The organism is Reyranella massiliensis 521 (assembly GCF_000312425.1).
GTDB lineage: Bacteria > Pseudomonadota > Alphaproteobacteria > Reyranellales > Reyranellaceae > Reyranella > Reyranella massiliensis.
The window spans coordinates 4,784,506-4,799,755 of sequence record NZ_HE997181.1 but is presented as its reverse complement, the minus strand read 5'-3'; the positions used below and the strand labels follow the sequence as shown (position 1 = coordinate 4,799,755).

The 15,250-nt window shown below is 64.6% G+C and carries 14 protein-coding genes; 5 read left to right on the top strand and 9 right to left on the bottom strand.

Annotation, left to right across the window (positions count from 1 at the left end; translation table 11 throughout):
• Positions 1-6: 6 nt before the first annotated feature.
• Positions 7-1,608, bottom strand: coding sequence for a GMC family oxidoreductase (locus tag BN60_RS23440; protein ID WP_020698608.1), 1,602 nt, complete (start codon positions 1,606-1,608; stop codon positions 7-9).
• A 124-nt stretch (positions 1,609-1,732) separates the two neighbouring features.
• Between BN60_RS23440 and BN60_RS23435 the strand changes: the two genes are divergently transcribed.
• From BN60_RS23435 to BN60_RS30595, 3 genes are read left to right on the top strand one after another with little or no spacing between them, the layout of a single operon-like run.
• On the top strand, positions 1,733-2,719 hold the full coding sequence (locus tag BN60_RS23435; RefSeq protein WP_020698607.1) for a Bug family tripartite tricarboxylate transporter substrate binding protein: 987 nt from the start codon (positions 1,733-1,735) through the stop codon (positions 2,717-2,719).
• 20 nt (positions 2,720-2,739) lie between these two features.
• Positions 2,740-3,072, top strand: coding sequence for a hypothetical protein (locus tag BN60_RS23430; RefSeq protein ID WP_020698606.1), 333 nt, complete (start codon positions 2,740-2,742; stop codon positions 3,070-3,072).
• Positions 3,073-3,118: 46 nt separating this feature from the next.
• Positions 3,119-3,298 (top strand): hypothetical protein, encoded by a 180-nt coding sequence (locus tag BN60_RS30595; protein ID WP_148283513.1) that lies wholly within the window; start codon positions 3,119-3,121, stop codon positions 3,296-3,298.
• 26 nt (positions 3,299-3,324) lie between these two features.
• Here BN60_RS30595 and BN60_RS23425 read toward each other — a convergent pair whose 3' ends face one another.
• Positions 3,325-3,990, bottom strand: coding sequence for a glutathione S-transferase family protein (locus tag BN60_RS23425; RefSeq protein WP_020698604.1), 666 nt, complete (start codon positions 3,988-3,990; stop codon positions 3,325-3,327).
• Positions 3,991-4,068: 78 nt separating this feature from the next.
• On the opposite strand from BN60_RS23425, the gene BN60_RS23420 reads away from it, so the two are divergent.
• Entirely contained in the window at positions 4,069-5,463 is a 1,395-nt protein-coding gene (locus BN60_RS23420; protein ID WP_051150176.1) for a leucyl aminopeptidase family protein, read from the top strand.
• 4 nt (positions 5,464-5,467) lie between these two features.
• Here BN60_RS23420 and BN60_RS23415 read toward each other — a convergent pair whose 3' ends face one another.
• The 7 genes from BN60_RS23415 to BN60_RS23385 form a co-directional block, all read right to left on the bottom strand.
• Positions 5,468-6,403: a 2-hydroxyacid dehydrogenase gene (locus BN60_RS23415; protein WP_020698602.1), complete on the bottom strand. Its 936-nt coding sequence runs from the start codon at positions 6,401-6,403 to the stop codon at positions 5,468-5,470.
• A gap of 23 nt (positions 6,404-6,426) precedes the next feature.
• Positions 6,427-7,401, bottom strand: coding sequence for a TAXI family TRAP transporter solute-binding subunit (locus BN60_RS23410; RefSeq protein ID WP_020698601.1), 975 nt, complete (start codon positions 7,399-7,401; stop codon positions 6,427-6,429).
• 112 nt (positions 7,402-7,513) lie between these two features.
• On the bottom strand, positions 7,514-9,148 hold the full coding sequence (locus BN60_RS23405) for an ABC transporter ATP-binding protein (RefSeq protein WP_020698600.1): 1,635 nt from the start codon (positions 9,146-9,148) through the stop codon (positions 7,514-7,516).
• Complete coding sequence (locus tag BN60_RS23400; RefSeq protein WP_020698599.1) at positions 9,145-10,164, bottom strand: ABC transporter permease; 1,020 nt, start codon at positions 10,162-10,164, stop codon at positions 9,145-9,147. Before BN60_RS23400 ends, BN60_RS23405 begins: the two co-directional genes overlap by 4 nt.
• Positions 10,164-11,258 (bottom strand): microcin C ABC transporter permease YejB, encoded by a 1,095-nt coding sequence (locus BN60_RS23395; RefSeq protein WP_020698598.1) that lies wholly within the window; start codon positions 11,256-11,258, stop codon positions 10,164-10,166. Before BN60_RS23395 ends, BN60_RS23400 begins: the two co-directional genes overlap by 1 nt.
• Before the next feature lie 27 nt (positions 11,259-11,285).
• Positions 11,286-13,145, bottom strand: a complete 1,860-nt coding sequence (locus BN60_RS23390; RefSeq protein ID WP_020698597.1) for an extracellular solute-binding protein — start codon at positions 13,143-13,145, stop codon at positions 11,286-11,288.
• 89 nt (positions 13,146-13,234) lie between these two features.
• Entirely contained in the window at positions 13,235-14,209 is a 975-nt protein-coding gene (locus BN60_RS23385; RefSeq protein ID WP_020698596.1) for a Bug family tripartite tricarboxylate transporter substrate binding protein, read from the bottom strand.
• 104 nt (positions 14,210-14,313) lie between these two features.
• Here BN60_RS23385 and BN60_RS31360 point away from each other — a divergent pair, with 104 nt between their 5' ends.
• Positions 14,314-15,240, top strand: a complete 927-nt coding sequence (locus tag BN60_RS31360) for a glycine/sarcosine/betaine reductase selenoprotein B family protein (protein WP_083856255.1) — start codon at positions 14,314-14,316, stop codon at positions 15,238-15,240.
• Positions 15,241-15,250: the final 10 nt, after the last annotated feature.

The window sequence follows — 15,250 nt, the reverse complement described above, 5'->3', positions numbered from 1 at the left end:
CGTGGCTCACTCGAACAGGGTCGCGTTGGCGAGGCGCTGCTTGATCGCGTCGGCAATGTAGAGCGCCAGCGCCTGGATGGTCGATGTCGGGTTCACGCCGCCGCTCGTGACCCAGATGCTGCCGTCGACGATGAACAGGTTCTTCACGTCGTGGCAGCGGCCCCATTCGTTCACCACCGAGCGTTCGGGATCGGTGCCCATGCGCGCGGTGCCGAGCAGGTGCCAGCCGCTGTTGGGCACATGTTCTCGGAAGACGGTGTGGGCGCCGGCTTCCTTCAGGATCTCCTCGGCGCGGGAGTGGGCGTGTTCCAGCATCTTCCGGCTGTTTTCGCCCAGCGTGTAGTCGATCTTCGGAGCGGGAATGCCGTCGGAGTCCTTCAGTGCGGGATCGAGCGTGACGCGGTTGTGCTCTTCCGGCAGGTCCTCGCAGATGCCCGCGAGATAGATTCGGTGGTTGAGCAGGCTGCGATAGACCTTGTGATGGTCCTCGCCCCAGGGCAGGCGGCCGGCGGCTGTGCTGCTGATGGCCTCGACGATCGAGCCCATGCCGCGGCCGAACTGAAAGATGTAGCCGCGCACGAAATCGCGCGCCTTGTCGGTCTCGTAGAACTCGTGGCTCCACAGGCAGAGCGGTGGGCCGTGGTTGCCGTCCAGCGGCTCGTCGACATAGCCGTAGGTGAAGGCATAGGGGTGGAACATCAGGTTCTTGCCGACGAGCCCGCTCGAATTGGCGATGCCGTTGGGAAACTTGCCCGACTGCGAGTTGAGCATCAGCCGCGGCGTGCCGACGCCGTTGCAGGCGACGATCACCATCTCGGCCGCCTGGAACTGCTCCTTGCCCTCGGCATCGTAGTAGACGACGCCGGTCGCCATGCCGTTGTTGTCGACGGTGATCTCGCGCACGCGGGCGCGGGTGCGCAGCTCGACGCCGGCGCGCAGGGCCAACGGCCAGTAGGTGATGTCGGTGCTGGCCTTGGCGCCTTGCGCACAGCCCGGCGTGCAGTGGCCGAGGTTGAGGCAGCGGCCGCGGCCTTCGTAGTCGACCGTGGCGATCGAGGTGTCCGACGGCCACCAGTGCCAGCCGAGCTCGTTCATCGCCTTGCCGAAGCGCTGGCCCGACTTGCCGAGGGGAATCGGCGGCATGGGCGGCTGCTTGGCCGGATAGGCGGGATCGCCGGCGAGGCCGGAGACGCCGGTCATGCGGTCGTTCTCGGCGAAGAACGGTTCCAGCGTCTGGTAGTCGATCGGCCAGTCGTCGGCGACGCCGTCGAGCGTCTTCACCTTGAAGTCGCTGGGATGCAGGCGCGGATAGTGCGCCGTATACATGATCGTGCTGCCGCCGACGCCGTTGAAGTTCACCACCTTGATCGGCGAGTTGGCATCGTTGATCGGATAGTCGGTCTCCCGGGCGCGCCGGTTGGGATTGATGGCGAAGTCGCCGAACAGGCGCGCCTCCCAATCGCGGCCGTTGCTGGGATAGTCGGTCGGCTTCACCCAGTCGCCCTGCTCCAGGCAGAGGATGCGCATCCTGGTATCGGCGAGGCTCCACGCCACCGCGGCTCCCGACGCCCCGGAACCGATGATCAGGACGTCGACTTTCTCGTTCATGGCGCTTTTCTCCCGTGCGGCGGCGGCAGAGACTAAGCCGCGTGGCGAGCGGACGGCAAGCGATTGGCGTGACGCTCTGGCGAGCGGCTGTTAGCCTTTGCGTCAACGGGGATTGGGAGGAAACATGTTCAACAAATCTGTTCATCGTCGCCGTTTGCTCGCCGGTGCGGGTGCCGCACTTCTCGCGCCGTCGCTGGTGCGCGCGCAGGACGCGTATCCGAACAAGCCGATCAAGTTCGTCGTGCCGTGGACGCCGGGTGGCGCGACCGACAATATCTCACGCATCATCACCGCCCGGATGTCGGAGCTGCTGGGACAACAGGTCATGATCGACAACAAGCCCGGCGGCGGCGGCACGATCGGCACCGATGCCATCGCCAAGTCGGCTTCCGACGGCTACACGGTCGGCCTCATCACGGTGTCCATGTTCACCATGGCGCCGGCGCTCTATTCGAAGCTGCCCTATGATCCGGTGAAGGATTTCTCGCCGATGGCGGGCATGGCGATGTGGCCCAACATGCTGGTCGTGCATCCCAGCCTGCCGGCGAAGACAGTGCCGGAGCTGATCGCCCTCCTGAAGGCCAACCCCGGCAAGTACAACATGGCCTCGTCCGGCTCGGGCACGACGATCCATCTCGCGGGTGAGATGTTCAAGCAGAGGACCGGCACCGACATGGTGCATGTCCCTTACAAGGGCAGCGCCGGTGCGATGCAGGACCTGATCGCGGGCCAGACCCAAATCATGTTCGACAACATGCCGAGCTGCTGGCCGCATGTGCAGGCGGGCAAGCTGCGGGCGCTGGGTGTCACCAGCCGCCAGCGCAGCAAGGCGGCCCCCGACGTGCCGGCCATCGTCGAGTTCGTGCCGAACTATGTCGTCGAGGTCTGGATGGGCTTCGGTGGGCCGGCCGGCGTGCCTCAGCCGATTGTCGACAAGCTGGCCGCTGCCGGAACCAAGGCTCTGGAGGCTCCCGAAGTGAAGGAGAAGCTCGCGGCTCTCGGCAGCGATCCCTGGCCGATGGCTCCCAAGGGGCTGCATGACCGCATCGTCAGCGAAATCGCGGTCTGGGCGCCGATCGTCAAGGCGTCGGGCGCCAAGGTCGACGGCTGAAGACGGCCCGCGATCCGATCGTGAGGCCGATCCTTCTCGCCGCATCGGTCCTGCTCGCGATGGCTGCGCCGGCTGCCCTGCCGGCGCAGGATCTCGACGCGATCCTGGAGCGCTTCAACGCCGCGCGGAAAACGGCGCCGGCGGAAATCGCGGCCTACATGGATCGCGCCGAAGGCTGCTGGCATTTCGCGGGCGAGGAACCGTACGACGCCGCCCGTCGCGCCGAGATCAATCGGGCCCTGAGCGAGCTCAAATGCACGACGCTCAAGGCCGATGGACAGGCGCTGCGCCGGAAATATGCACGATCAGCGCCGGCGCTTGCAGCCCTCGATGCCGCAGCTGCACTGGAATGAGCCGATAAAGATCGTATTCGCGCCGCGACTCCCTATATAGAAGGCCATGGCAAGCGACACATTGGGCAAGCATATGGTGTGGACGGTAGATCCGCGCACCAACAACGAAATCGGCATCGGCTATTCGACCCTTGCGGAAGCAGAGGCGGAAGCTGTGAAGCTGGCGGACGTGGGCTATAAGATCCTGCGGATCGTTCCCACGGCGCTGCCCAAGCCCAACTCCTGAGGCTTGCAGGGCCCCGGAGGGCCCTCCTACAGCTCGTAGGCGTCGATCAGCCACGGTTCGTGCGCGGCGGCGTCGGCCCATTCCTTCATCGCAGGATGGGCCAACACGGCGGCGCAGTAGGCGTCTGCATCCGAATCGAGTGTGACGCTGTAGGTTTTGAAGCGTGTCACGACGGGTGCGAACATCGCGTCGGCGGCGCCGAAGGTGCCGAACAGGAAGCCGTCGTCCTTCGGGAAGGCACCGGCGAAGCGCTTGCGGCAGTCGCGCCACAGGCCGGTGATGCGTTCGATGTCGGCGCGCACGCCAGGCGTCATGCCTTTGCCGGGGAACGATGCGCGGATGTTCATCGGCATGTTGTTCCGAAGATCCATGAAACCTGCATGCATCTCGCAGGAGATGGCGCGGGCATGCGCGCGTGCCGCCGCCGAAGGCGGCCAGAGGCCCGCTTCGGGTTTGAGGTCGTTGAGGTATTCGGCGATCGCCAGCGATTCCCACACGGCCAACCCGCGATGAAGCAGCACCGGCACTCGACCCGAAGGTGAGTGCTTTCGGATGGCCGCCTGCGTTTCGGGCCGGTCGAGCGGCACCACGATCTCGTCGAACTCGATACCTGCGATCTTGGCCATCAGCCAGCCGCGCAGCGACCATGACGAATAGTTCTTGTTGCCGATCACGAGGGTGAAGTCGGCCATACGCCCTCCATCTCACTGAGCTTGCCAGTGCGAGAGTTTCGCCGGCAATCTTAACCGTTGCACTAAAGGATTGTGAGCATGGCTATGTCGTTGCCGTTCGTCGACCGTTCTTCTTCTTCTTTGCCCCTGCAGTTTGTGGGTCAATCGACATGGCAAGGATGGCTGAAAGAGCAAAGTGTTGCACGGCGCGGTTGGATCGAATCCCTTGGCATTGCCGGTGCGCCGGGCGACCTCGTCGTGTTGCCGGGCGGTGACGGCAAGGCGGCCGGCGCAGTCCTTGTGCTTTCCGCCAAACCGACTCTCTGGGACTTCGGTGCATTGGCGACCAAACTGCCGCCCGGCACGTGGAAATTCGCCGGCAGGTTCGCTGCCGACATGGCGCCGGTCTCGCCGACCGATGCCGCCGTTGCGATCGGGCTCGGCGCCTGGCGGTTCGAACGCTACCGCAGCAAGAAGGGCAAGGCGGGACCGCGTCTCGTGTGGCCCGAGGGCGTCGACAAGGCGCGCGTGACGGCGATGGTCGAGGCCATCTCGCTGGCCCGCGATCTCATCACCACGCCGTCGTCCGACATGGGACCGGCCGAACTGGCCGCCGCCGTGCAACAGGTGGGCAAGAAGAACAAGGCCAAGGTGAAGGTGATCGCCGGCGATGCCCTCCTGAAGCAGAACTTTCCCATGGTGCATGCGGTGGGGCGGGCATCGGCGCGTGCGCCGCGCCTGATCGACCTCGTTTGGGGGCACGCGCGCGATCCCAAGGTCACCCTGGTCGGAAAGGGCGTGTGTTTCGATACCGGCGGCCTCGATCTCAAGCCCTCGACCGGCATGCTCATGATGAAGAAGGACATGGGCGGCGCGGCGACCATGCTCGCTGTCGCGTCCATGGTGATGGCGGCCAAGTTGCGGGTACGGCTGCGGCTCTTGATCCCCGCGGTCGAGAACTCGGTGTCGGGCAATGCCTTCCGGCCGATGGACGTCGTGCCGACGCGCAAGGGCATCACGGTCGAGATCGGCAATACCGATGCCGAAGGCCGCCTGATCCTGTGCGACGCCTTGTACGAGGGCGCTTCGGAAAAGCCCGCGATGATGATCGATTGCGCCACCCTGACCGGCGCGGCGCGCGTGGCGCTGGGCACCGATCTGCCGGCGCTGTTCTGCAACGACGATGCGTTGGCGGGCGACCTGCTCGAGCAGGGAGAGGCTGTGACCGATCCGATGTGGCGCCTGCCCCTGTTCGCAGGCTATCGCCGTCTGCTCGACAGCAAGGTGGCCGACATCAACAATGTGTCGGCCGGCGGCTTCGGCGGCGCCATCACGGCCGCGCTCTATCTCAAGGAGTTCGTGCCCGACGACGTACCGTGGGCGCATTTCGACATGATGGCCTGGAACAACACCAGCCGCCCAGGCCGCCCCGAAGGTGGCGAAGCCCAGGCCGCCCGCGCGATCTTCGCCACCATCGAGAAGAAGTTCGGCTAGCCGATCAGTATCCGGTCTTGGGATCGACGCTGTGGATGAGCGCCTGGCCGGCGCGCATCCGCTTGATGTTCTCGATCACGCCCGGCGAGGCGGTGCGTGGATTGGTGGCGCCGGCGATGTGCGGCGTCACATGCACTTTGGGGTGTGTCCAGTAGGGATGGTCCTGTGGCAGCGGCTCGACGTTGAAGACGTCGAGTGCCGCGCCGCTGATCTGGCCCGATTCGAGTGCTGCCAGCAGCGCGTCGTCCACGACATGGCCGCCGCGCGCCATGTTGATGAAGTAGGCGCCCCTGGGCAGGGCGGCGAACGCCTTGGCGTCGAGCAGACCATGCGTGTCGCGCGTCAGTGGCAGGACGTCGATCAGGATGTCGGTGCGTGCGAGGAAACGCTGGAGTCCGTCGGCGCCATGAAAGGTCTCGATCCCGGGCAGGTTCTTGGCCGTGCGGCTCCAGCCTGCGGTGGGAAAGCCGAGGGCGGCGAACTTGCCGGCCGTGTCCTGGCCGATCGACCCCAGGCCCATGACACCGATGCGGCGGTCGATGGTGTCGACGAAGTCCTCGGGCTTCCATTGCCGGGCGCGCTGGCTGGCGGCGTACTTGTCGATGTCGCGGTGGTGCCGCAGCGCCCAGTAGATGGCATATTCGCTCATCTGGCCGACCAGCCCGTCGTCCATGATGCGTACGATCGGCACACCGGCGGGCAGCCGGTCGTCGGCCAGCAGATGGTCGACGCCCATGCCGAGCGACACGATCAGTTTGACGTTGGGAAAAGAGGCGATCAGCCCGGCCGGCGGCTTCCAGGCCAGCGCGACCTCGATGTCCTCCTTGTTGCCGAGGCTGTCGAGGGGGCGGAAGTCGACGGGTCCGAGCCCCGCCTCGAGCACCTTCTTCCAGTGAACGCCGTCGGTATCGCGGCTGATGTAGGCGATAGCGCCGGCCATGAAATCCTCTCTATTGGATAGGTCTATTGGGGAATGGTCGCGGGATCTAGCTTGATCCCCTTCTCCTTGTAATAGCGCACGGCACCGGGATGGAAGGGCAGGAATGTGTTGCGCGTGGCGTTGGCGGCGATCGTGTCTTTTGCGGCGGCATGGGCCCGCAGCATCGCCGCGTTGTTCTCCAGCACGGTCTTGGTGACCAGATAGGCAAGGTCGTCGGTCATGTCCTTGCTGGCGATCGCGAAGTTATAGAGGCCGACCGTCTTCTGGTCCGTTGTCTGCTGCTTGTAGGTTCCCTTGGGGATTGTCGAGTCGGTGAATTCCACCATCGCCTTGCGGATGCGGGCGATCTCGTCGGGTGTCCAGGTGTAGAAGACAACCTGCTGCTCGGCATCGAGTTCGGAGAAAGCGGGAACGGGCGCGCCGGCGCCGAAGCAGAAGGCATCGAGCAGCCCGTCCTTGAGCTGGTTGCTCATGTCCACGCTCTGACCGTTACGCACGGAGACTTTCATCGCCAGCGCGTCGAAGATCATCGGGAAATAGGTGCCGGCGGTGCCGGCCTTGGGCCCGATACCGACGGTTTTGCCTTCGAGCTGCTTGAAATTCGTGATGCCCGACTTGGCGAGCGACACGCATTGCATCGGCGTGTCGTACATCGGGAAGAGGGCGCGGATGCCCTCGTACTTTTTGCCCTTGGTCCAGGCTCCCGATCCTCGCATCGCCTGCAGGGCGACACCCATCGTCGTCATGCCGAGGCCCATCTTGCCGTCGTTGACCAGGATGACGTTCTGGTTCGGCCCTTGCGTCTGTTGCGGGGTGATCTGCAACTTGGCCTTGTCGCTCAGGATCTGTGCGACGACGCCTCCATAGACGTAGTAAGTGCCGCCGACCGACGCCGTTCCCAGAACCAGGCTCGTTTGTGCGGATGCGCCTGACACGCTCCCCATCACTGCAGTGAGCGCCAGCGCAGCGGCGTACAGGCCGCGGCGGAAACCGGTCATCTTGGCTCTCCCCTTCTTTCAGTGATTGCGCAAGCTTTTGGACGTGCGACAGCCTTCTCATAGGTTCGTCGCAGGCACCCCGCAAGCCCGTCGGTGCGTCTATTCAATCCGTTCAGGTAGCGACGGCGCGATTGTCGGCGCCAATGGCTTCCAGATTGAAAGCGGCGGCGATCAACGCCTGGGTATAGGGCGTCTGCGGCGCCTGAAAGACCTGGCTGGCGGAGCCGCGTTCGACGACCTTGCCGTGGCGCAGCACGACGACTTCGTCGGCCAGTGCCCGCACGACCTTGAGGTCGTGGCTGATGAAGAGATAGGCGAGCCTGTAGCGGGCCTGCAGGTCGCGCAGCAGGTCGACGATCTGCGCCTGCACACTCATGTCGAGCGCCGATGTCGGTTCGTCGAGCACGATCAGGCGCGGCTTCAGCACCAGCGCGCGGGCGATGGCGATGCGCTGCCGCTGGCCGCCGGAGAATTCGTGCGGATAGCGATCGCGCGCCGCGGCGTCGAGCCCGACCTCGCCCAGCGCACGCACGATCATCTCCTGGCGCTCCTGGTGCGTGCCGATGCGATGGACCTCCAGTCCCTCGCCGATGATTTCGCCGACCGACATGCGCGGCGAGAGCGAACTGAACGGGTCCTGGAACACGATCTGCATCTGCCGGCGCAGCGGCCGGAGATCGCGCTGGCTGAGCGCCTGCAGATCCTGCCCGTCGAAGTGGATACCGCCCTCGCTGCGTTCGAGCCGCAGCAGGGCGAGGCCGAGCGTCGTCTTGCCCGACCCCGATTCGCCGACCAGCCCGATCGTGTGGCCTTCGCGCAGCGCGATGCTCACGCCATCGACCGCCTTCACGTGGCCCACCGTGCGACGCAGCACGCCACGCTTGATCGGGAAGTGCACCTTGAGATCGTCGAGGCGCAGGATTTCCGGCGCCGCCGGATCGACGTCGGCCGGCCGGCCCTTGGGTTCGGCCGACAGGAGATGCTGCGTGTAGCTGTGCTGCGGATGATCGAAGACGTCGGCGACCGGCCCATGCTCGACGATCCGGCCCTTGGTCATGACGCAGACCCGGTCGGCCATCTTGCGCACGATGCCGAGGTCGTGGGTAATGAAGAGCAGCGCCATGCCGTAGCGCGCCTGCAAGCTCTTCAGCAGCTTCAGGATCTGCGCCTGGATGGTGACGTCGAGCGCCGTCGTCGGCTCGTCGGCGATCAGCAGGTCGGGCTCGTTGGCGAGCGCCATGGCGATCATCACGCGCTGGCGCTGGCCACCGGAGAGCTGATGCGGATACGCGTCGAGGCGCTTGGCGGCTTCGGGAATGCCGACCTGGTCGAGCAGTTCCAGGGTGCGCTTGCGGGCGGCGTCGCGCGACAGGCCCTTGTGCAGGATCAGGACCTCGTTCACCTGCCGCTCGATCGTGTGCAGCGGGTTGAGCGAGGTCATCGGCTCCTGGAAGATCATGGAGATGCGATTGCCGCGCACCTGCAGGAGCTCCCGGGTCGAGGCGCCGACCAGCTCCTGGCCCTGGAAGCGGATGCTCCCCGTGGGGTGGCTGGCTGATGGGTAGGGCAGAAGTTGCAGCACCGAGAGCGCCGTTACTGACTTGCCCGAGCCGGATTCGCCGACCAGCGCCAGGGTCTCGCCGCGGTTGATGTCGAAGCTGACGCCACGGACGGCCTGCACGGCCTGTTCGCCGGCGCCGAAGGTGACGGCGAGGTTGCGTACCGCGAGGAGAGGGGCGCCGCTCACGCCAGCACCTTGCGCGGATTGAAGGCATCGCGCACCGCCTCGCCGACAAAGACCAGCAGCGACAGCATCAGCGCGATGATGAAGAAACCCGTGAAGGCGAGCCACGGGGCGTTGAGGTTGTTCTTGCCCTGCAGCAGCAGTTCGCCCAGCGAAGGCGAGCCGACGGGCAGGCCGAAGCCGAGGAAGTCGAGCGACGTCAGGGTCGTGACCGAGCCGGCCAGGATGAAGGGCAGGAAGGTGAGGCTCGCGGTCATGGCATTGGGCAGAATATGCCGGAACATGATGCGCGCATCCATCATGCCCAGCGCCCGGGCCGCCCGCACATAGTCGAAGTTGCGCCCCCGCAGGAATTCCGCCCGGACGAGGCCCACCAGCGCCATCCAGCTGAACAGCAGCATGATCCCGAGCAGCACCCAGAAGCCGGGCTGGATGAAGCTCGCCAGGATGATCAGCAGGTAGAGCGTCGGCATGCTCGACCAGATTTCGAGGAAGCGCTGCATCAAGAGATCGACCATACCGCCGAAATAGCCCTGGACCGCACCGGCGGCGATGCCGATCACCGTGCTCAGGATGGTGAGGGCGAGGCCGAACAGGACCGAGATCCTGAACCCGTAGATCAGGCGGGCCAGCACGTCGCGGGCCTGGTCGTCGGTACCCAGCGGATGGGCCCAGGACGGCGGTAGCAGCGCCATGCGTCCTTCGCCCTTCAGCACCGTGTCGTAGCTGTAGCGGATCGGCGGCCACAGAATCCAGCCCTTCGCCTCGATCGACTTCTTCAGCTCCTCGTCGGTGTAGACCGCATTGGTTGGGAATTCGCCACCGAAGGTCGTTTCGGGATAGTCGCGGATCATCGGCGAGTAGAGCGCGCCGTCGTAGCTGATGAGGATCGGCTTGTTGTTGGCCAGCAGCTCGGCGAACAGCGAGACGAAGAACAACACGCCGAACACGACCAGCGAGATCATGCCCCGCTTGCTCGACTTGAAGGCTGCGAGACGGCGTCGGTTGAGCGGGTTCATCAGCCGCGCGCCTCGAAGTCGATCCGAGGATCGACGAACGTGTACATCAGGTCGCCCAGGATACCCATGACGAGACCGATCAGGCCGAAGAAGAAGAGCGTGCCGAACATGATCGGATAGTCGCGGTTGAGTGCCGCCTCGAAGCCCAGCAGACCGATGCCGTCGAGCGAGAAGATCACCTCGATCAGCAGCGATCCGGTGAACAGCACGCCGATGAAGGCTGCCGGAAAGCCCGCGATCACGATCAGCATGGCGTTGCGGAAGACGTGGCCGTAGAGCACGCGGCGCTCGACCAGCCCCTTGGCGCGGGCCGTCAGCACATACTGCTTATGGATCTCTTCGAGGAAGGAGTTCTTGGTGAGGAAAGTGAGCGTGGCGAAGCCGCCAATCACCATGGCGCCGATCGGCAACGCCATGTGCCAGAAATAGTCGAGCACCTTGTCGATCAGGCCGAGCGTACTCCAGTCGTCGGAGACGAGGCCGCGCAGCGGAAACCATTTGAAGTAGCTGCCGCCGGCGAACAGCACGACGAGCAGCAGTGCAAACAGGAAGCCCGGAATGGCGTTCAGCACGATGAGTGCAGTAGAGGTCGAGACGTCGAACCGCGACCCGTCGCGCACGGCCTTGGCGATGCCGAGGGGGATCGACACGAGATAGATCAGCAGCGTGGTCCACAGGCCGAGCGAAATCGACACCGGCATCTTCTCGATGACGAGATCGACCACGCGCTTGTTGCGAAAGAAGCTCTCGCCGAAATCGAAGGTAAGATAGTTCCCCATCATCAGGAAGAAGCGCTCGTGCATCGGCTTGTCGAAGCCGTACATCTTCTCGATGCGTTCGATCAGCTCGCGCGGCATGCCGCGGGCACCGCGATAGGTGCCGGAACTGTCGCTCGATCCGCGATTGACCGTCTCGCCGCCGCTGGAACTGCCGGAGAAACGTTCCGTCGCGCTGACCGCCGTGCCCTGGATCTGGGCCAGCATCTGCTCCACCGGACCGCCGGGAGCGGCCTGGATGATGAAGAAGTTGACCACCATGATGCCGAACAGGGTCGGCACCACCAGCATCAAACGGCGTAGAATATAGGCGAGCATCTCAGCGTGACTTCGCGATGACGCGCGTCACTTCTTCTCCCCGCGCTGCAGGGCGCGATCCTTGGCCTCGTCGATCCACCAGGTGTCGAAGGCCACGGGCGCATACTTCGCACTCTTGGCCGGTCGCCCGAAGCGGTTCCAGTAGGCGACATAGGCGGTGTTGCTGTGCCAGTTCGGCACGACGAAGTGGCTCCACAGCAGGACGCGATCGAGCGCCCGCGTGACGTTGATCAGGCTCTCCCGGTCGGGCGCGGCGATCAGGGTTTCGATGAGCTGGTCGATCGCGGCATCCTTGATGCCGATCGTGTTGCGGCCGCCCTTGTTGTCGGCCGCCTTGGAGCCCCAGAAGTCGCGCTGCTCGTTGCCCGGCGACAGCGACTGGGCGAAGCCTTCGACCATCATGTCGAAGTCGTACTCGTCTTCGCGACGCTTGAACTGTGCCGTGTCGACCGTGCGCACGCTCATGTCGATGCCGATGCGCTCCAGGTTCTGCTTGTAGGGCAACGAGACGCGTTCGAAGCTGGCGTCGTTCAGCAGCATCTCGAAGGCGAGCTTCTTGCCCGTCTTCACTTCCGTCATCTTGCCGTCCTTGATCTCCCAGCCCGCTTCCTTCAGGAGCGCCAACGCACGGCGTGCGAGGTCGCGGACATTGCCGGTGCCGTCGGACTCCGGCAGCTTGAATTCCTTGGTGAAGACTTCTTCGGGGATCTTGCCGCGGAACGGTTCGAGATACTTGAGCTCGGCGGGCGTCGGCAGACCCGACGAGGCGAGCTCGGAGTTGCCGAAGAACGAGATGTTGCGCTTGTACATCCCGTAGAACAGGTTCTTGTTGGACCAGGCGAAGTCGAACATCGTGGCAATCGCTTCGCGCACGCGCCGGTCCTTGAAGAAATCGCGCCGGATGTTGAAGGCGAAGCACTGCATGCCGGTCGGCAGTTCGTGCGGGATTTCGGCGCGCTGGATACGCCCGTCGCGCACCGCGGGAATGTCGTAGGCCGTCGCCCAGTTGCGCGCGATGTTCTCCTGACGGAGGTCGAGGTCGCCGGCCTTGAAGGCTTCAAATTGCACCGTGACGTCGCGGTAATACTCGTAGCGGATGACCTCGAAGTTGTTGCGACCCTTGTTCATCCAGAGGTCCTTGGCCCACCAGTCGGGGACGCGGCGATAGGCGATCGAACGGCCGACATCGAAGGAGTCGACCTTGTAGGGGCCGCTGCCCAGCGGAACCTCCAGCGAGACCTTCTCGAAGTCGCGGCTGGCCCACCATTTCGAGGGAAGGATCGGAAGCTGGCCGAGGATCAGCGGCAGCTCCTTGTTGGTGCTGTCGCGGAAGGTGAACAGCACCTTGCGGTCGCCGACTTTCTCCGCCTTGACCACGTCGTGATAGTAGAGGCCGTAGATCGGTGTGCCCTTGGTCTTCAGGATATCGAGGGAGAAAATCACGTCCTCGACGGTGATCGGGCTGCCGTCGTGGAAGCGGGCTTGCGGCCGCAGAGTGAAGGCCACCCAGGAACGATCCTCGGGCCATTCGATGGTCTCGGCGATCAGCCCGTATTCGGTCGAGGCTTCGTCGCGAGAGTTCCAGCACAACGTATCCCAGATCGCCGTGATGCCGGCGGCAGGAACGCTCTTTACGATGAAGGGATGCAGGGAATCGAAAGTGCCGCGGGCGCCGAGCCGGACGCTGCCGCCTGCGGGCGCGTTCGGGTTGAGATAGTCCGGCGGCCCGGCGTCGGCCTTGTACTTCGGTTCGCCATGCATGGCGAAACCGTGACTGACGTGGATCTTGCCCGAGGCTTGGGGTGACGTCTGAGCCCGCAGAATGGCCGGCGCGCCGACCCAGAGGGCCGCGCTGCCCAACAGTACGCTGCGCCGTTTGATCGCCATGCGGTGAGCTCCCCGTAACGAGCCTTGTTTCACTTCATATATAGCGTGCCCGAGTTGGGCGGCACTATGGCCGGCGGGTTACATCGCTGTCAGCCATCGGCCTTGATGCCCGCATCCTTCACCAGCTGGCCGTAGCGGGCATAGTCTGCCCGCCACATGGTCAGAATATCCGCCGGTGAACGCGGTGTAGGCACTTCGCAGCCGGCGCGGGTCAGGCGGCCCTGGGTGTCTTCGTTCTGCAGGGCCTTCATCGCCGACGCATGCAGGCGATCGACGATGGGAGCCGGCGTGCCGGTCCGCACCGAGATCACGTACCAGCTCATCACCTGGGCATTGGCGAAACCTGCTTCGGCGAAAGTCGGTACGTCGGGCAGCGTCGGCAGGCGCTTGTCGGCCAGGACCGCGAGCGCCCGCAGCTTGCCCGACATGACATGCTGGATGGCGAGCGGACCGGGCAGCAGGCCGACCTGGAGACGGCCTTCGAGCAGATCGGTCATTCCCGGCGGGATGCCGCGATAGGGCACCGAGATCATGTCGAACTTATACTGGTTCTTCAGCAGCTCGGCCGAGAGATGGATCGACGAGCCGTTGCCTGGATTGAGATAGTTCAGCTTGCCGGGGTTGGCCTTGCCGTACTCGACCAGCTCTTTCAGCGTTCTGATCGGCAGCTCTGGATTGACCACCGCGACCGACGTGGCGATCGCGACCAGGGCGACGGGCTGGAAGTCGGTGAGCGCGTCGTAGGGAACGGGCTGCAGATGCGGCACGACGACGTGGGAGAGTGTCGTCATCAACCAGGTGTAACCATCGGCCGGCGCCTGCGGGATCATGGCCGTCGCAAGCGTGGAGTTGCCGCCGGGCTTGGGTTCCACGATCACCGGCTGACCAAGATCGGCCTGCATCGGATCGGCCAGGGCCCTGCTCACGATATCGACGATGCCGCCCACGGGATAAGGCACGAGCAAACGGCTGGGCTTGCTTGGCCAGGCCTGCGCTCCAGCACGAGGTGCTGCCGCAAGGGCCATGCCGGCGGCCAGCGCCGTGCGTCGAGTCAGTTGCTTCATGGGAACTCCCTGTCTTCTCGTTGATTGGGCTGACGGCGCACCCGGCGCCTTGTCATCCGCTACGCGAATTTGACTTCACGCTATTGCAGCGCCAATTTTAAGGCATGTCTGACACGATGGATTTCGCACCGGCCTACGACGTGCCGCTTGAGTACATGAGGCGCACGCGTGAGTACTACCTCGCGCTGGGTTACGACAACCCCTACCGTTGGGCGCATTATGTCGATGCCCCCTTTCAACCGCTGAAGAAGCCGCTGAAGGACAGCACTCTGGCGCTGATCACGACGGCCGCTCCCTACCAACCCGACAAGGGCGATCAGGGACCGGGCGCGCTCTACAATGCCGGTGCCAAGTTCTACAGCGTCTACTCCGGCGACACGTCGGTCGATCACGACACGCGCATCTCCCACATCGGTTACGATCGCAAGCACACCACGGCTGCGGACAGCAACACCTGGTTCCCGCTGCCTGTGATGCGCGAGTTTGCAAATCAGGGACGCTTCAAGCTGGCCGCTCGCTTCCATGGCGCGCCGACCAATCGCAGCCAGCGTGTCACGCTCGAAACGGATGCGCCGGAGATCCTGGCACGTTGCCGGCAGGACGCGGTCGACGCCGCGCTGCTTGTTCCTACTTGACCCGTCTGCCACCAGACCGTGAGTCTGGTCGCCCGATACCTCGAAAGGAACGGCATCCCCACGATCGTGATGGGGGCGGCGAAGGATATCGTCGAGTATGCCGGTGTGCCGCGCTTTCTGTTCAGCGACTTTCCGCTGGGCAATTCCTGCGGCAAGCCGCACGAGCCCGACACGCAGCGTTTCACGCTGGACCTCGCCCTGAGGGTGCTCGAAAGCGCCGTAGGTCCTCGCACCACGGTACAGTCGCCGCTGCGCTGGACCGACGACGGAGACTGGAAGAACGACTACAACAACATCGAGCGCATGAGCCCCGAGGAAGTCGCCAAGCGACGTGCGGAGTTCGACAAGGTAAAGCAGGTCGCGCTCGGCCAGCGTCAGAAGGCCGGTGTCGCCTGAGGGTCCTTTC